This is a genomic window from Candidatus Spyradosoma sp. SGI.093 (assembly GCF_050314555.1).
Classification (GTDB): domain Bacteria; phylum Verrucomicrobiota; class Verrucomicrobiia; order Opitutales; family UBA953; genus Spyradosoma.
This window is the reverse complement of record NZ_JBNPNH010000005.1, coordinates 72,357-88,777: the sequence shown is the minus strand read 5'-3', so window position 1 is coordinate 88,777 and position 16,421 is coordinate 72,357. Positions and strand designations below refer to the sequence as shown.

The 16,421-nt window shown below is 60.7% G+C and carries 13 protein-coding genes and 2 pseudogenes; 2 read left to right on the top strand and 13 right to left on the bottom strand.

What is annotated here, in order from left to right; translation table 11 throughout:
• Positions 1–12 precede the first annotated feature (12 nt).
• Both ACQREB_RS06380 and ACQREB_RS06375 read left to right on the top strand, forming a co-directional pair.
• Positions 13–1,947, top strand: a pseudogene (locus ACQREB_RS06380) (hypothetical protein); the annotation flags it as partial.
• Positions 1,948–2,025: 78 nt separating this feature from the next.
• Positions 2,026–3,627, top strand: coding sequence for a hypothetical protein (locus ACQREB_RS06375; RefSeq protein ID WP_427766786.1), 1,602 nt, complete (start codon positions 2,026–2,028; stop codon positions 3,625–3,627).
• A 288-nt stretch (positions 3,628–3,915) separates the two neighbouring features.
• On the opposite strand, the gene ACQREB_RS06370 is transcribed toward ACQREB_RS06375, so the two are convergent.
• The 13 genes and pseudogenes from ACQREB_RS06370 to ACQREB_RS06310 all read right to left on the bottom strand — a co-directional run bounded on the left by ACQREB_RS06370 (position 3,916) and on the right by ACQREB_RS06310 (position 16,354).
• Positions 3,916–4,422: an STAS domain-containing protein gene (locus ACQREB_RS06370; protein ID WP_427766695.1), complete on the bottom strand. Its 507-nt coding sequence runs from the start codon at positions 4,420–4,422 to the stop codon at positions 3,916–3,918.
• Positions 4,423–4,457: 35 nt separating this feature from the next.
• Complete coding sequence (locus tag ACQREB_RS06365; RefSeq protein WP_427766693.1) at positions 4,458–6,587, bottom strand: DUF4340 domain-containing protein; 2,130 nt, start codon at positions 6,585–6,587, stop codon at positions 4,458–4,460.
• Between the two features lie 24 nt (positions 6,588–6,611).
• Positions 6,612–8,219 (bottom strand): Gldg family protein, encoded by a 1,608-nt coding sequence (locus ACQREB_RS06360; RefSeq protein ID WP_427766690.1) that lies wholly within the window; start codon positions 8,217–8,219, stop codon positions 6,612–6,614.
• Between the two features lie 3 nt (positions 8,220–8,222).
• On the bottom strand, positions 8,223–8,990 hold the full coding sequence (locus tag ACQREB_RS06355) for an ABC transporter permease (RefSeq protein ID WP_427766688.1): 768 nt from the start codon (positions 8,988–8,990) through the stop codon (positions 8,223–8,225).
• Complete coding sequence (locus ACQREB_RS06350) at positions 8,987–9,391, bottom strand: DUF4162 domain-containing protein (RefSeq protein WP_427766784.1); 405 nt, start codon at positions 9,389–9,391, stop codon at positions 8,987–8,989. Before ACQREB_RS06350 ends, ACQREB_RS06355 begins: the two co-directional genes overlap by 4 nt.
• 129 nt (positions 9,392–9,520) lie before the next feature.
• Positions 9,521–9,886 (bottom strand): annotated as a pseudogene (locus ACQREB_RS06345) (ATP-binding cassette domain-containing protein); the annotation flags it as partial.
• Positions 9,887–9,984: 98 nt separating this feature from the next.
• The gene (locus ACQREB_RS06340) at positions 9,985–10,740 is read right to left on the bottom strand and encodes a hypothetical protein (protein ID WP_427766685.1); all 756 of its coding nucleotides are present in this window, start codon (positions 10,738–10,740) and stop codon (positions 9,985–9,987) included.
• Positions 10,741–10,914: 174 nt separating this feature from the next.
• Entirely contained in the window at positions 10,915–11,916 is a 1,002-nt protein-coding gene (gap, locus tag ACQREB_RS06335) for a type I glyceraldehyde-3-phosphate dehydrogenase (RefSeq protein WP_427766683.1), read from the bottom strand.
• 57 nt (positions 11,917–11,973) lie between these two features.
• Complete coding sequence (locus tag ACQREB_RS06330) at positions 11,974–12,783, bottom strand: hypothetical protein (protein WP_427766681.1); 810 nt, start codon at positions 12,781–12,783, stop codon at positions 11,974–11,976.
• An 81-nt stretch (positions 12,784–12,864) separates the two neighbouring features.
• Positions 12,865–13,776: a CDP-alcohol phosphatidyltransferase family protein gene (locus tag ACQREB_RS06325; protein ID WP_427766679.1), complete on the bottom strand. Its 912-nt coding sequence runs from the start codon at positions 13,774–13,776 to the stop codon at positions 12,865–12,867.
• Positions 13,777–13,792: 16 nt separating this feature from the next.
• Positions 13,793–14,143 carry a cytotoxic translational repressor of toxin-antitoxin stability system gene (locus ACQREB_RS06320; protein WP_427766677.1) on the bottom strand — a complete coding sequence of 117 codons (351 nt, stop codon included), beginning with the start codon at positions 14,141–14,143 and terminating at the stop codon, positions 13,793–13,795.
• Between the two features lie 22 nt (positions 14,144–14,165).
• On the bottom strand, positions 14,166–14,411 hold the full coding sequence (locus tag ACQREB_RS06315; RefSeq protein ID WP_427766675.1) for a hypothetical protein: 246 nt from the start codon (positions 14,409–14,411) through the stop codon (positions 14,166–14,168).
• An 8-nt stretch (positions 14,412–14,419) separates the two neighbouring features.
• Positions 14,420–16,354 carry a phospho-sugar mutase gene (locus ACQREB_RS06310; RefSeq protein ID WP_427766673.1) on the bottom strand — a complete coding sequence of 645 codons (1,935 nt, stop codon included), beginning with the start codon at positions 16,352–16,354 and terminating at the stop codon, positions 14,420–14,422.
• Positions 16,355–16,421: the final 67 nt, after the last annotated feature.

The following is a 16,421-nucleotide window of genomic DNA, read 5'->3' as shown; positions in this document are numbered from 1 at the left end:
GTTTCGACAGCCATGAAAAACAAACTTTCTTTCCTCTCTCTCGTCGCCGCCGCCGCATTGCCCTGCGGAAACGCGTTCGCCGAAAACAATGTCATCGTCTACGACGCAACAAAAAATCAAGTCGCTGCAGGAGCCGACCTCAAAGAGGTTTTTAATTATATCAACGGGAAAATCGGTTATGAGGTCGACCTCTACGCCAACACCAAGGTCGCGACACAGCTCAAATTTACGTTAACAACACTCCTGAATATACTATCAAACGACGGCTCAACGGAAAGATTAATAATAGGGAGTACTAATCAAAGAATAATTGAGTCAACCTCAGACCTAACGCTGATTTGCGATAAAATCAATTTTACCGGAGGTGCAATCACCTCCGCATTAAGCGGAAATCCTCAAGTAGGAGGAGGAGCTATTCGCAGTGTTTCAGGAACGATAACATTGGGAGGAAACGGGAAGTTTACAAAAAACACTACAACTGCAGGCAACCCCTATTCTTCCGGAGATCAAAAAGCAGGAGCGATCTACGCGAAAGAAGTTAAAGTTTCAGAAAATTCTAAATTCTCATTTTCTAGCAACAAGATAATCGGGGACCAATCTCAAGGAAACTATGGAGGGGCTATCTGCGGAACTCTGACTGTTGGGAAAAACGCAACAATTGATTTTTCAAGTAATCTAATAGAATCTCTAGCTCGCGAAAAAGCTCAAGGAGGTGCCGTCTATGGAGATGTCTCGATTGCTTCAGGTGCTAACGGAAAATTCTCTCAAAATTCTATAGGGAAACTCTCGGAAAGCGCAACAAGTGTAATCCAAAGCGCTTACGGTGGAGCAATTTCTGGGAATCTTACGCTTGAAAACGATGCAACTGTAACTTTTTCTAAAAACAGAGCATATGGGGGAAATGCCTATGGTGGTGCAGTTTCCGGAAATGTTTCCGTCGGGTCTTCTTCTAAAGCATATTTTCAGGGGAACTCATTAGGAGGGCGCCCTCCAGGAACCACAACAAATACATTCTATTACTTTAAAGGAGGTTCAATTTTTGGTAATTTAACAGTCGAAGAAAATGGGAATGTAGAATTTTCACAAAACAGCATTTCGGCCTCCTCTTACGGTGCAGCCACCACACATGTATACGGAGGCGCGATTTGCGGAAATGTGACAATAAAATCGGGAGCAAAAGGAATATTTTCAAGTAATTCAGTAACATCAGAAGCCTCAATCGTTTCTGCGCTTGGAGGGGCAATAAAAGGTCATTTTACTGTAGAATCTGGAGCAAATGTGACATTTTCTGAAAATTCCGCAATTGCAGAAAATGTCTACAAACCTCAAAATGTTCAAGGAGGAGCGATTTGTCACGGAACGGTAACTATAAAAAGCGGTTCTACTGTAAAGTTCTCAAAGAACTATGTCAGCGTATCTTCCAGCACATCAGGAGATTCTTCAACCGCACAATCACGCGGAGGAGCAATTTTTGGGAACGCTAATTTTTCGGGAAATGTAGAATTCTCAGAAAATGAAACACGTGCCACGCAGGCAATTCCAGTCTCTTCAGGAGGGGCAATTTATAGCCCTAATTTTATTCACTTCAATTTAGAAAAAGCGACCGATAACATCTTGTTTTCTAAGAACTCTTCTCGAAATGGAGGAGCAATCTATTCCGAAGGTATCCTTGATTTTTCAGGAAGCGGCGGAACCGTCAAATTCGAATCGAATATTGCGGCGACCCGCGGCGGAGCGATTTATCACACAGGAGCATCCACAACAGACCCCACGCTCTACATCAAAGCCGGCGCTATACTCAACTTCACGGGCAATCGCGCAGAAACGTCTCAAGGTGGAGCGATTTACTCGGAGGCGGCGATGAGCTTCGCCGCCGGTTCAAAAACAACCTTCACGGACAACTTTGCAGCAAAAGACGGCGGAGCAATCAGAACGACCCAAACGCTCACGTTTTTAAAAGACGGAAGCGAAACCCATTCTTTCAGCAACAACGCTACTAACGCAAGCGGCGGCGCAATCGCGACGATGAATACACTGACGGTGGAAGAAAGAAACACTGTCAAGTTCTCCGGAAACACCGCAAGAACTTACGGCGGAGCGATTTATGGAGGAAACTCAAGCACCGCGCTGTCGTTCTACAGCACCGGCTACGCCGAATTTTCGAAAAACAGAGCCGCCAGCGGCGGTGCGATCTATTCCGTCGGCAGAATCAATCTGCTCGGCGATTTCACGTTTTCTCAAAACCAGAGCAACGAACTCGGTGGTGCGGTGTATTCAGGCAGCTCCGTCACGTTCGGAGCGCTTTCGAACGGCACGTTTTCCGGAAACACGATTACGGCGACGACGGAACTGGACACGCGCGGCGGCGCGGTGAACGCCGCAAGCGTCACCTTCAAGGGCAAAACGACGTTCGAGAACAACACGATCACGGCGGTCGGCTCGAAGTCGATCAACAGCGGCGGCGGCGCGGTTTACGCGTCGGGCGCGGTGACGTTCGGGGACACGGCGAACGTGAAGTTCGAGGGGAACACGATTTCGAGCGCGGCGACGCAGAGCTTCGGCGGCGGCGCGATTTTCGCGAACACACTGAAGCTGGCGGGAACGGTGGAGTTCACGAACAATTCGGTGAAGAACACGACGCTGAGCACGCTGTTCAGCAGCGGCGGCGCGATTTTTTCGTTCAGCGGCATGGAAATCGCGAGCGGGACGACGGCGACGTTTTCCGGGAACTCGGCGGCGTACGGCGGCGCGATCAACGCCTACAAGGGCTATCTGACGTTCACGGAGGGCGCGAGCGTGACGTTTCGCGGGAACAGCGCGGCACGCGGCGGAGCGATCTACGCGGACGCGGGAACGTTCACGCTGGCGGGCGACGTGAAGTTTTTGGACAACACGGCGTCGGCACAGGCGGGCGCAATCCAGATCGGCGAAGCCACGCTGGAATGCACGGGCGACACGACGCGGGTCGTCTTCTCCGGAAACCGGGTCGGGAGCGACTCGAAGGGCTGGAAGAACAACGACATCCTGCTCGTGAAGGCGACGAGCGCGATGGCGATCCGCGACGCGGGAACGTATGATTTCGGCGGCGGGATTCTGGCGACGGCGGGAGGCTCGCTGAGCATCGACGAGGCGAACGTGACGTTCCGCGCGACGTCGGCGACGGCGATCGGCGGGACGACGACGGTTTCCGGCGGAGCGACGGTAAGCATGGAGGCGGGCGCGACGTTCACGACGAAGGCGCTGACGGTCAGGAGCTCGGGAAAGCTGGTCTTCGGGACGCAGGGCGCGGAAAGCGCGAGCATCGTCGTGGCGGACGCGGCGAACATCTCTCTGGACGCGACGGCGTGCCTGGAGCTGGCGGCGTCGAGCGCTTACGCGCATTCGGCGCGCTACGATCTCATCGAATGGACGAGCGGCGACGGCTCCGCGCTGGCGGCGGGGCTGACCCGAGACAATTTCTCGGTGATGATGAACGGGCTCGCCTGCGACGACGCGATGTGGATTTTCGGCGTGGACGCGAATTCGATTTACGTCGAGCTGATTCCGGAGCCGAGCCACTTCGGAGTGTTCGCGGGGCTGGCGGCTCTCGCGCTCGCGGGAACACGCCGCCGCCGGAAGAAAGCTTAACGGTCAAGGCACAAAGAAAAACGCTCCCGCGGGGAAATTCCGCGGGGGCGTTTTTCTCTTCTGTGCCTTCCCGGTTAAAAAAATCCGCAGGAAGGATTTCGAGGAAGCGACAGGTAAGCGAAGCGTGGAGGCATGTCGCCTTGTCCTCTAAAACTTTTCTTTAACTTTGTTTGACTTCGCGTTTTTTCAGAAGGCGACCGGGACGGCCGCGCTCCTGTAAAAATTCGCGCTCATTCGCGGAAATTCGCGGTTAAAAAATCCTCGGGAAACTTTTCTTCGCGGGGGGCGTCACATGCCGAGATCGGCGCGCATGAAGTCGACGACCTGCTTGAAGCGCGGGACGTTGTCGGGGTCGGCGGCCATCAGCGTTTCGTGCGCCTGCAGAATCGTGCGGTTGGTCGCGGGAGCGGCGGCGGCGCAGCTCGTCGCGCCCTCGGCGAGGAGCTTTTCCGTTCCCGCGTCCACGGCGTCGCCGGAAAGTAGCGTGAGGAGCGAGCCGAGCCCGAGATTGGCGACGACTTCGGCAATACGCGGGCCGCAGCGCTGCATGACGACTTCCCCGCCCTTCCCGCGGAAATCGCCAGCCGCGCCGGCGATCAGCCCGAGCACGGTGCTGTCCACGCCTTCGCAGAGCTTCATGTCGAGAATGAGCTTGCGGACGTCGGGGCTCCCGCCGATTTTTTCGAGGAATTCGCCGAATTCGCGGCAGGTCGTGTAAACGGCGCGGCCGCGGACGGAAACGATGACGGCGTCGCCGAGCGCGGCGACGAGGTATTGCGTGTTGTCGTTCGACATGGGAAGTGCGGGGTTCGGGGTTGTTCGGAAAAATTTCAGCGCGCGGCGGCGGGAACGGTCGCGGGCGCGTCCCGGCCGATCGGTTCGGGAATCGGGATCTCGGGAACGTCGCGCGACGCGTCGCGCGCGAACGTGAGCTTGTGCAGCGCGTCGATGAGCGGCTGGCGGATGCAGAAGACGCAGGAAGGCTCTGGCATTCCCGCGAGCTGGAAGGTGCCGCCGAGGCGTTTCGTGAACCAGAGGACGCGGCGCGAGGGCTCGGCGTCTTCCGCGGCGGCGATTTCGATTTCCAAGCGGAAACGCCACGTCTCGGACGCGCCGGAATCCTGGTAATCGTAGGAGAAATCCCGCGAAAACGGCTCGGGCAGGAAGGACTCGGCGCGGAGATCGGCGAGGCATACGCCGAGCGCGCGCAGCGCCGCGGATTCCTCGTCAGTCTTCGCTTCGAGCGCCTTCATCCAGTCGGCGACGCCGGCGGGGCGCTTCGCGTCGAGCACGGTCTTTTCCTCGGGCCCGGCGACGTCGACGATGCGGATCGAGAGAATCTTGGCGTTCTCGGGCAGCTTCCAGATTTCGCGGGAGCGGAAGAAGCTCGGTTCGGTGGAAAGGGTTTCGAGGATTTTTTCGTCCACGGCGTAGATGGAGCCGCCGAATTTGGCGTGGCAGGGCGCGCCGGGCTTGTCCGCGGGCGGCACGGCGACGGAAAGCGTCATGGTGCGGCGCGGGCTTTCGGCGTCCTTCACGGGAGCGCCGAACTGGAGCTCGACGACGCGCGCGGGGCGCTTGAAGCCGAAGGATTCGATCTCGACGTCGGAGGCGTTGTCGGCGGCGAACGCGCGGTAGAACTCGCCGGGCTCGGCGTCCGCCTTTTCCGGGTCGGGGAAATTCACGGCGACGAGGTTTTTCAGCGTCTCGACGAAATCGCGCATGACGGCGGGTTCGACCGCGGTCGGCTCGACGACGCGGGAATCCGGCGCGGCGGGCATCTGCCACGCGGCGTAGAGGTTTTCGGCGGGCGTCCCCGCGGCGGCTTCGCCGGCGTCCGCGCCGAGCGCGACGGCGCCGGAATCGACCTTTTTCGTTCCCGCGGCGCGCAGGTTCGTACGGTGGAGCAGGAGCTGCTTCTTGCCTTCGAAGATCGTGACGGAGCGCAGCTGCGCGGGATCGAATTCGAAGAAATGCGGGTCGCGCAGCTCGGTGGTCGCGCGTTCCCAGCGATCCGCGATGTCGGCGGGCACGGTGAAGATCGCATCGTTGCCGTCGAGCTTGGCGTAGCGCAGATTCGCGTTTTCGGGCGTGAGCTTGCCGACGAGGAGCGTCTGCGACTTTTCGTTGCCGTCGGAGAGCGTGATGCTCATCTGCGGCGTCTTCACGCCGGATTCGCCGAGCAGGGAAGGCTTGTCGAAAAAGAATTCGCCGTAGTTGAGGGAGACGAGCTCGCGCAGGCGCGCTTCCGTGCGCGCGCTCTCGGCGGCGGCGGAAATCGGCGTCTCGAAGCGCCAGCCGTATTCGACGCGCGCGGCGACGCCGTCGTTTTCCTTGCGCGTGCGCACGAGGCTCACGCGACGCGATTCCTTGTCGCGCGCCTGTCCTTCGAAGGAAAGGATCTTGAGGCTCTGCACCTCATAGGGCGCGACGGAGAAGATTTCGCGGGCGCGGAAGTCTTCGGATTTTTTGGAGATGACGTCCAGAAAGGATTTCGGCGCGGGAATGATCTCCGAGCCGTCGGGCGAGAGGACGTAGACGCTCTTCCGGTCCGGCGTGGCGTTGCCGATCTTGATCTGGCGCGTTCCCGCGTCGTCGGAGACGGAGAGCGTCGCGCGCGGATTTTCGAGCCCGTAGTCGGCGAGCGTGCTGCCGGTCGCCCTGGCTTCGGCGACGGAGAAGCCGCCGTCCGCGCCGAGGAAGCGCAGCTCGGTCAGCAGCCGGTTGACGGTGAAGGGATTGGCGGCCCAGCGGAAGGGGCTCGTGATGAACCAGTCCTTCTTTTCGAGCGTGAGCGAAAATTCGCCGGAGGAATCCTTGACGGAAATCTTCGAAATGCCGGCGGAGAAGATCGCCCGGCGCACGCTGTCCGCGACGTCGCTCTTGCCGGATTCGTAGAGGATCAGGCCGAAGGTGAGGACGTTCGCCAAGATCAGAAAAAGCGTGAATTTGAAACGCATCTCTTTGCTTCCTTTCCAAAAAATTCAGATTCGACGCCGCCAGAGGGCGACCAGCAGACCGAGCAGCACGACGGCGGCGGGAACGAGCGCGAACGCCCACGCGACGCGGAACAGGTCGGGCATGGAGACGTTGAGCCGGAAGTCCGAGATCGGCCGCGGCGGAATGTTGAGATAGACGTCGCGGTCGATCAGCCAGTTCACGGCGTTGAAGAGGAACGTCTTGTTGCCGCCGTTCTCGAGCTGCGCGTTGGAGGCGAGATCGCCCGCGCCCACGACGACGATGCGCCCGCCGGGAATGTTGAAGCCGAGGCGCGTTCCCGCCACGCGTTCGGCGACGGCGGCGATGGAGACCGGGCCGGGCACGTCGCTCATGCGGTCGCCGTAGCGGTAGGGCGGCGTGCGGTATTCGCTTTCGCCCCAGCTCGTCGGCACGCCGGCGGCGTTCACGCCCGGCGAGGAGAAGACGAGCTCCTGCACGCGGCGCGTCGCGTCGTCCGCGGAACCGACGTCGCGGCGCACTTGGCGGAACTGCGAGGCGACGAGCGGGATCTTCTGCTCGGCGAGGATTTCCGTCGTCTTGTGCGCGGGAACGGAAATCGTGTTCACGGCGACGTTCCCGTCGTAGAGCAGCTTGGCGGGATCCTTTTCGACGACGAAATTGTCCGCGAGCTGAATGCCCCAGTCGAAGAGCAGATCGTCCAGCCCGGGATCGCGCCCGGGCCCCGCGAGCAGCAGCACGCGCCCGTTGCGTTCCCGCAGGTAGCGGCCGATCTTCTTTTCGTCCGCCTTGTCCACGGCGATGCGCGGATTGACGACGAGGAGCATCGCCGCGTCCTCCGGCACTTCCTTGTGTTCGCGGAGATTGAGCGTGACTAGGCGAATCTGCCGCGCGCGCAGCTGCTCGGCGAACGAGGAGAGCCCGAAGGAGCGGTCCGTGCTCTCCGGAGAAAATTCCCCGTGCCCGATCAGCGAATAGACGACGGGAACGGTCTCGTCGGCGACTTTGAGAATCGCCGCCATCAGCGCCTCTTCGCCGCGGAAGCCGTCCACGTCGGAGGGATTGCCGGCGTCGTCGCGGCGGATCTTCAGCAGCTCCGCGGCGGTGATGACGGCGCAGCGCTTGCGCGAAAGCACGACGACGGCGGCGTCCGCCGGGATTTTTCTGACGCCGTTCTTCTCCATCTCCGCGGCGAGGCGCGTGTTCTTCACGAGGTCGCCTTCCTCGAAGCGGATGAAGCCGGGAACGCCGAGCGATTCGACCTTGTAGCGGAAATTGTCCGTGAGCGCGACGATGCGCTTGCGCATCATGTTCTTGCCGTACGCCTCTTCGCGGGATTCGCCGAAATCGGAACGCGGGAACGTGACGACGACGCGGATCCACGGGTTTTCCGCCGTCGTGTCCGCGGGCGCCTTGCCGACGAGCGATTCGAGGAACATGCCCGATTCGAGCGAGAGCGTGTGGCTCTTCGCCTCGTCGATGTCCCAGCGGAAACGGAAGGACGGCTGCGAGGCGAGATAGTTGAGCCCAAAGACGAGCAGCACGGCGAGCACGGCCTGCGCGCACAGATTCGCGCCGCGCAGCACGCGCACGTAACGGAAATCCTCGATTTTGAAAAGACGGAAAAATCGCATAAGCTACGCTTTCGATTCGACGTTGAGCGTCGTCAGCCCCAGGGCGAGCGCCGTCCCGCTGATGAACAGGAAGAACGGGCGCGATTCGATCAGCCCGCCGTAGAAGTTTTCGAGATGCCGGAACGTGCGGAGATATTCGGCGGGCGCCTCCAGCCACGCGAAGGATTCGTACACGTTGAGCGGGAGCATCTGCAGCACGCCGCCGAGCACGACGAAGACGAAAAGCCCGCACGACGTGAGCAGCCCGGCGACGAGCATGCTGCGCGTGAGGCTGCTCGCGAGAATGCCCATCGCGACGTAGAGCAGCCCGGAAAGCGCGACGAAGAGCGCCCCGCCCTTCAGCGAGCTCAGCGCGAGCAGGCGCGGATCCGGGCAGAAGTCCTTCAGCATCTGCCACGCGATCACCGGAAACAGCAGCGCCAGCGCCCAGAGCGCGACGTAGAGCGCGTAGGCGGCGGCGAATTTGCCGAGCACGACGGCGAAGGCGCTCGTCGGCGTCGTCATCAGCGCGCCGAGCGTTCCCGCGCGCCGCTCCTCCGCGAAGGAGCGCATCGTGATCAGCGGCACCAGAATGAAGAGCGGCACCCAGAAGACGAAGAAATAGCTCTCCACGGGCAGCAGCGTCTCGCCGTTCTGCATCGTCGCCTGCTGCAGCGCGAACCAGTAGATGCCGCCCATGATGCAGAGGAAGACCGTTCCCGCGACGTAGGTCGAAGGGGAAATGAAGAGCATGCGCAGCTCGTAGCGGAAAATCGTCAGAAAGTGTCTCATTGCCGTTTGGAGACGTCGTCCACGACGTCGTAATTGCGTTTGGTCGCCGCGATGAAGATGTCTTCGAGGCTCGCGCGCTTTTCGGAAAATTCTTCGACGCGGATTCCCGAGAAGTGGAGCTTTTCGAGGAAGTCCTCGTGCGGCGCGTCCGCGGGAATGCGCGCGAGCAGCTTGCTCGGCTCCGTCGCCGTCGCGGGAACGCGCTCGACGGAAACCGCGCCGAGCGCCTCGGCGATGCGTTCGGGCGCGGCGTCGGAGACGATCTCGAAGGCGCGGGAACGGACGAACTCCGCGCGGAGCTCCTCCGGCGTTCCCGCCGCGACGACGTGCCCCTGATTGATGATGATGACGCGGTCGCAGACGTTCTCGATCTCCGGCAGAATGTGCGAGGAGATCAGCACCGCCTTTTTCCCGCGCAGGCCGCGGATCAGCGAACGGATGCCGAGAATCTGGTGCGGGTCCAGCCCGATAGTGGGCTCGTCGAGAATCACGACGTCCGGTTCCGAAAGCAGCGCATCCGCGATGCCGACGCGCTGGCGGAAACCCTTGGAAAGCGAGCCGATGAGCTTGCGCCGCGCCTTGCGCGCGAGATCGCACGCCGCCATGACGCTTTCGACGCGCTCCTGCAGCCGCTTTTCGGGAACGTCCTTCAGGCGCGCGCGCCAGCGCAGGTATTCAATGACGCGCAGCTCTTCCGGCAGCGGATTGTTTTCGGGCATGTAGCCCAGATGCGCCTTCGCGCGGAACGCGTCCGTCGAGACCGGAATGCCGCAAATGCGCGCGATGCCGGAATTCGCCGGTGTGAGCCCAGCGAGAATGCGCATCGTCGTCGATTTGCCGGCGCCGTTCGGCCCGAGAAAGCCGACGACCTCGCCGCGCTTCACGGAAAACGACACGCCCGAAACCGCCCTGTGCGAACCGTAGTTCTTGCAGAGCTTGCGGACGACGACGGCGTCTTCGGCGCTTGCGGGTTCTGCTTTTTTACGGAAAGGGATCATTCGGTCGCGACGGTCTCGGAAGCGGATTCGGCGGGAGCGGCGGCGAGGCTCGGCTCAAGCCGGATCAGATTGGATTTTTCGGAATGCCACATGTTCTGCGCGGAGAGCGCGCGGTCCATCTCGTCGAGCCAGCCGCGCGCGCCCGCCACGTCGCCGGCGCTCAGCGCGAGCACCGCGAGATTGTACATCGCCTGCCCGCGCACGGTCTCGTCCGTCTTCAGCGAAGACGCAAGCGCCGCGAGGCGTTCCCGCGCCTCGTCCTTTTTGCCGGACTTGTCGAGCGCGACGGCTTCGGAGAATTTCGCGCGGTCGCGCGGGAGCGCGAACTCGGGCTCAGACTTCTCCGCGAACACGGCGGCGGAAGCGGCGTAGTCCGCGGCGGCTTCGGCGAATCTGCCCTCGGCGAAGCTCTCGTTGCCGAGCGCGTAGAAAATCGTTCCCGCCATCGCGTCGCCCGTGTGCGCGACGGCGAAGGCGCGGCGCTCGTCCGCGGTCTTCAGTTCGGCGTAATCGCTCTGCAGCGCCGCGACGTGCATCTTCTTGCCCTGCGTGTAGACGATCACGGAAAACGCCGCCAGAAAAACGGCGACCGCGGCGGCGACGGTCTTCTTCCCGTGCCGGCGCCAAAAAAGCCAAACCTTGTCTTCGAAATCGGCGTCCTGAAAATCGTCGTCCACCAGGACCAGATTGCGGTCGTCGCCGGCGGCGGACTTCATTTTTTCGTTCTCTCTGCGGATAGCGTTTTTTGCCATAAAAAATCAAAGTGCTTCAATGCGCTAATGACACTCGAAAAGCGCCCTCCCGTCAACGGAATGTTTCGCCCGCGCCGGCGGACGCGAAAGAAAAACGGCGTTTCCGCCGCCGCGGGCGCAAAAAAACGTTCCCGCGGGAGGGCGGGAACGTTCGTGAACAGAAGTCTCGGAAACTTATTTCGCGATGACGCGAGCCATTTCGAGGACCTTGTTGGAATAGCCCCATTCGTTGTCGTACCAGGAGACGACCTTGACGAAGGTCTTGTCGAGCTGGATGCCCGCCTTCGCGTCGAAGATGGAGGTCTTCGGGCAGTTGCGGAAGTCCGTCGAGACGACGGCTTCGTCCGTGTAGCCGAGAACGCCCTTGAGTTCGCCTTCGGAGGCTTCCTTCATCGCGGCGCAGATTTCTTCGTAGGTGCATTCCTTGTTGAGTTCGACCGTGAGGTCGACGACGGAAACGTCGGAGGTGGGAACGCGCATGGACATGCCGGTGAGCTTGCCGTTGAGTTCCGGGAGAACCTTGCCGACGGCCTTCGCCGCGCCCGTGGAGGACGGGATGATGTTCTCGAGGATGCCGCGGCCGCCGCGCCAGTCTTTCTTGGAGGGACCGTCGACCGTCTTCTGGGTCGCCGTCGCCGCGTGAACCGTCGTCATCAGACCGCGCTTGATGCCGAACTTGTCATTGAGCACCTTGGAGATCGGCGCGAGGCAGTTCGTCGTGCAGGACGCGTTGGAGATGATCTTCTGACCCGCGTAGGTCTTGTCGTTGACGCCGTAGACGAACATCGGGGTCGCGTCCTTGGAGGGAGCGGACATGATGACCTTCTTGGCGCCCGCCTTGAGGTGAGCGGAGGCGAGTTCTTCCGTGAGGAAGAAGCCCGTGGATTCGACGACGACGTCGGCGTCCACTTCGTCCCACTTCAGGTTCGCGGGATCCTTTTCGGCCGTGATGCGGATCTTCTTGCCGTTCACGATGAGCGCGTTTCCTTCGGAGGAAACGGTGCCGTTGAAGGGACCGTGAACCGAATCGTACTTGAGCATGTACGCCAGGTAGTCCGGGTCGAGGAGGTCGTTAATGCCGACGATTTCGATGTCGTCCGCGAAGTTTTCAATCGCAGCACGGAAAACCATGCGGCCGATGCGACCGAAACCATTGATGCCAACTTTGATAGCCATTGTCTTTATGTTTTATGTTAGGTTAAAAAAATTCGTTCAGGCGAACGTTCCCGCGGCTCAGTAGCGGAAACGGAGGGCGACGCCCCACCAGAATTCGTTGCAGTCTTCGCCCGCGATGTGATCGTTGTTGTAGGCGTAGCGCATGCCGGCGGAAACGTCCGTCGTCTTGTTCAGGCTGTAGATGCCGTCCACCGAGAACTGGCAATAGCCGTAGTCGTTGTCCGGAGAACCGTGACCGAGCCACTGGTCGCCGTTCGCGTCCTTCATCGTGATGTAGCCGTAAACGGCGCGGAGATTGACGGAGAATTCGGGAACGAGGACTTCTTCGAAGGTCTTTTCCGCGTAGAATTCCCAGGAAATCTGTTCGAAGTTCCAGTCATAGGAAACCGTGCCGCCGATCTTCACCTGCGACCATTCGGCGTCCTGCCAGAAGCGGACGTCGCGGGCGATGCCGAGGAAGAGCTCGTTTTCGCGGTTGACGGAATTCTTGCCCTTGGCAGGTCCGGAATTCGGGTACGTTCTGAAGATGTAGCCGGCGTCGAAGTAATATTCGTCGGCGTAAACGGCGGTGCCGCCGATCTTCCAGTCGACTTCGTTCATTTCGTCGTCGAACGGAGCTTCGTAGAAAAATTCGCCGTAGACGCGGAAGCCCCAGTCGCCGGTGCCGCCGAGCGAGTAGCCGGCGTTGACCGTGGCCTGCATGTTTTCGTCCGTGATGGACTTGCCGCGGAAGACGTAGTGGGATTCAAAACCGAACTGAGCGCCGATTTCGAGCTCGTTGCTTTCGGGAGCGGCGACGGCCGCGTCCTGCGCGTAAAGACCGCCGGCGGCGGCAAGCATCATGAGAGGAAGGATTGCTTTTTTCATGTTCAAGAAAATCTCCAAATCTGTTGAGTCTGTAATGGAATGCTTGCGGGAACGCTTTTGCAAGCCGAAAATCCCGCCGCGTCAGAACGTGTCTTCGACGGCGCCGTCGTCGTCGGACGTTCCCGCGGCGGACTTTCTGCCGGAGATTTTCCGCCTGAGCGCGCGGACGAGACCGAACACGACGTAGGCGAGCAGCGCCGCCGGAATCGCGTACACGTGGAACGCCAGCGCGAAGATCGCGAAAAGGATGATCAGCACGAACGCCTGCGCCTTCGCCTTCGTGTTCCAGTCGATGTGCTTGAACGTCGGGTAGGGAATGTTCGTGACCATCAGGATGGAGACGAGCACCATCGTCGGCAGCAGGATGACCGGAAGCCATTCCTTGAGATCCTTCGCCTCGTCGGAATTGTGCGTGAGCAGGAGGACGAACGAAGCCGTGATCGCGGCCGCGATCGGCGAGGAGATGCCCATGAAGTCCGACGCCGGGCTTTTCTTCTCGTTCCCGGGAATGAGCGGATTCGTCAGCACGTTGAACTTCGCGAGGCGGATGCCGGCGCAAAGCAGGTAGATGAATCCTACGAACGGTCCCGCGTTCGTCAGAATTCCGGCGAGCGAATCCGCGCTGCGGCTCGGGTCGAGAATCAGGAAATACACGAGAAACGCGGGCGCGACGCCGAAGGAGACCGTGTCGGCGATGGAGTCGAATTCCGCGCCGAACATGGATTCCTTCTTGAACATGCGCGCCATGCGGCCGTCGAAGAGGTCGAAGATGCACGCGCCGAAAATCAGATAGACGGCGAGCATGTACTTCTCGTTGGCGGCGGCGACGGTCTCGCTGTACTTCGCCTCGATGCACTGGCAAAGCGACATGAAGCCGCAGAACATGTTGCCCGCCGTGAAGAAGTTGGGCAGCAGGTAGATGCGCGCCGCGTCCTGGACGCACTTGTATTTGGGCTCTTTGGCCGCGGGGACGTTTCGGTCTTCTTCGCTCATGGTCGGCTCCGTCTTCTTATTTGTTGAAGGAATCGAGATATTCCCAGAAGTTCTTGTCCTGCTCGACGAGGTGCTCGTCCTTCACGGGCAGATTGGCGCGGAAGGCGAAATCCGTGATGCTGTGCTTGTGAAGAATGTAGCAGCAGTAGATCTCGCCCTCGGTCGCGGTGAAATAAATGCGCAGGTCGCCCTGGCGGAGGCGGTAATACGTCTGCTTCCCGCGCGCGAACGCGCCGTAGGCGGACTTGTCCTTCTTCAATTCGTCGAGCGAAACGTTCGTCAGCGCATCGATGATGGGCATCTGGTCGAGCGGCGAAAGCTTGTTGAGTTCCGCCGTGCTTTGGTCACTGAAGTTCAATTGGTTCATCGTGAAAAAATCGTGTTGAAGTTCAAAAATCCTCCGGATTGCTCCAGACGTCTCCCTCGGTTCTGAGGCGTCGCGCGTTCTCCTTTTCCACCGCGTCCAGATAGGCGTCCATGGTGCGGATTTCGCCGCGGACGACGCCCGAAACCGCCGGCTTGTTGTAGCCCGGGTCGTCGGGATTTTCGGCCGTGGTGCAGGACGCGAGCGTTCCCGCAACGCACAGCGCCGCGGGAACGACGAGCAGGAATTTTTCTGCGGGAACGCGCGTCATGCTTCGTTTCAGCCGTTCGCGCGGCGCATCGCCTCGTCCTTGAGGAACGCCTTGGCGGCTTCGACCGCGGCGGCGGCGTCCGCCTTGGCTTCGGCGAGATCGGTCTTCGGGCTCGTCGCGAAGATGTAGAATTTGATTTTCGGTTCGGTGCCGCTCCCGCGCACGGCGATGCGCATGCCGTTTTCCAGCGTGAAGAAGTAGAAATCCTCCTTCGGAATCAGGTCGCCGTCGCAGTCCTTGATAACGTCGCGCCCGAAGTCCTTGAAGTCGACGACCTTGGAGCCGAGCACCTCCGTCGGCGGATTTTCGCGCAGCGAGGCGAGAATGCGCTTGATCTGCGCCGCGCCGGCCGCGCCTTCGAGCACGATGTTGAGCAGCGACTCGAGGAAGTAGCCGTAGTCGCGGTAGATGGAATCGAGGAATTCCGGGAGCGTCATACCCTTGAGCTTCGCCCACGACGCCATTTCGACGACCATGAGCGCGGCGGCGTTCCCGTCCTTGTCGCGCACGCTGTCGGAGTGCAGATAGCCGTAGCTTTCCTCGCCGCCGAAGACGAAGAACGTTCCCGCGGAGAGCTGCGCCTTCGCGCGTTCGCGCCACGGGAGCGCCATGTAGCCGGGCACGGTCTTTTCGACCGCGAGCTGGTATTTCTGCAGCTTGGCGCCGATCCACTTGAAGCCCGTGAGCGCGTTCACGCAGCGCAGGCCGTTCTTTTCCGCGATCGCGTCCCAGAGCGGCGAGGTGACGAACGTCTTGATGAGCGTCGCGTGCGGCGAGCCTTCGGGCGGGAGAATGCCGAGCTCCTTCATGCGCGCGCAGCGGAACGCCGCGAGCATCGAGCCCGTCTGGTTGCCCGTGTAAAGCGTGTAGGAGCCGTCGCGGTTGCGCGCGGCGATGCCGACGCGGTCGTCGTCCGGGTCGGTGCCGATGACGATGTCCGCGCCGATTTCCTTCGCCTTGGCGAGAGAGAGCGTGAACGCTTCGGCGTTTTCCGGATTGGGCGACTTGACGGTCGGGAAACGGCCGTCGTGCGGGAGCTGCTCGGCGACGGTCGTGATGTCCACGCCGAATTTCTTCATCGCGGGAACGATCATCACGTCGCCCGTGCCGTGAATGTTCGTGTAGCAGAGCTTGATCTTGGCCTGTTCGATCACGGACTTGTCGAGCACGGCGCATTCGAGATCGGCGAGGTAGCGCGCCTCGATTTCGGCGGGAACGGTCTTCACCGCGGCGAGATCGACGTCGAGGAACTGCGGAATGTCCGCGAGCGTGACGGCGTTCACTTCGCCGATGATGGATTCGGCGTGGGGCGAAATCACCTGCGCGCCGTCGCGGAAGTAGCACTTGAAGCCGTTGTCGTGCGAGGGATTATGGCTCGCCGTGAGCGCGATGCCGGTGTCCGTGCCGAGCGCGCGGATGGAAAAGCTGAGCTGCGGCACGGAGCGCGGGCCGTCGAACACGTAGGCTTCGCCGCCGAGCTTCGTCCAGATGCTCGCCGCGAGCTGCGAGAAATGCTTCGAGAAATGGCGGACGTCGTGCGCGATGACGATGCGCGGCGCGCGCGTCTCGCCGTTTTTCGCGAGCCAGCCGGAGATGTAGCGGAACAGGCCGACCGTCGCGCGGACGATGTTGAAGTCGTTCAGATTCGCGGTGCCGACGGCGGTGTGCTCGGGCGCGCCGAGCGCGTCGCGCGTTCCCGCTTCCGCCGGAGGCGTGACCTTGCCGATCGTGCGGCCGCGCATGCCGCCCGTGCCGAAGGCGATCTTCTTGAAGAAGCGGTCGTTGATCTCGTTCCATTCCTTGGCGGCGACGAGCTCCTCGATCGCCTTGAGCGCCCACGCCGGAAGGAAGCCGGCGCCGAGCCATTCGGTGAGGTTGTCGCGGGAAGACTGGGTGATCTCGCCCGCGGAGAAAGCGTTTTCGATTGTTTCGGTGAGGTTCATTTTTTCGGGTTCCTTTTTGATTTGCAGGGGTAAAATATAAAAAAGAAGGTGAATTGAAAAGGCGGAA

Bases quoted from the DNA above. Each gene is read 5' to 3' on its own strand.
- ACQREB_RS06375 (WP_427766786.1), top strand. From the start codon at position 2,026: ATGAATACACTGACGGTGGAAGAAAGAAACACTGTCAAGTTCTCCGGA.
- ACQREB_RS06370 (WP_427766695.1), bottom strand. From the start codon at position 4,422: ATGTCGAACGACAACACGCAATACCTCGTCGCCGCGCTCGGCGACGCC.
- ACQREB_RS06365 (WP_427766693.1), bottom strand. From the start codon at position 6,587: ATGCGTTTCAAATTCACGCTTTTTCTGATCTTGGCGAACGTCCTCACC.
- ACQREB_RS06360 (WP_427766690.1), bottom strand. From the start codon at position 8,219: ATGCGATTTTTCCGTCTTTTCAAAATCGAGGATTTCCGTTACGTGCGC.
- ACQREB_RS06355 (WP_427766688.1), bottom strand. From the start codon at position 8,990: ATGAGACACTTTCTGACGATTTTCCGCTACGAGCTGCGCATGCTCTTC.
- ACQREB_RS06340 (WP_427766685.1), bottom strand. From the start codon at position 10,740: ATGGCAAAAAACGCTATCCGCAGAGAGAACGAAAAAATGAAGTCCGCC.
- gap (WP_427766683.1), bottom strand. From the start codon at position 11,916: ATGGCTATCAAAGTTGGCATCAATGGTTTCGGTCGCATCGGCCGCATG.
- ACQREB_RS06330 (WP_427766681.1), bottom strand. From the start codon at position 12,783: ATGAAAAAAGCAATCCTTCCTCTCATGATGCTTGCCGCCGCCGGCGGT.
- ACQREB_RS06325 (WP_427766679.1), bottom strand. From the start codon at position 13,776: ATGAGCGAAGAAGACCGAAACGTCCCCGCGGCCAAAGAGCCCAAATAC.
- ACQREB_RS06320 (WP_427766677.1), bottom strand. From the start codon at position 14,143: ATGAACCAATTGAACTTCAGTGACCAAAGCACGGCGGAACTCAACAAG.
- ACQREB_RS06315 (WP_427766675.1), bottom strand. From the start codon at position 14,411: ATGACGCGCGTTCCCGCAGAAAAATTCCTGCTCGTCGTTCCCGCGGCG.
- ACQREB_RS06310 (WP_427766673.1), bottom strand. From the start codon at position 16,354: ATGAACCTCACCGAAACAATCGAAAACGCTTTCTCCGCGGGCGAGATC.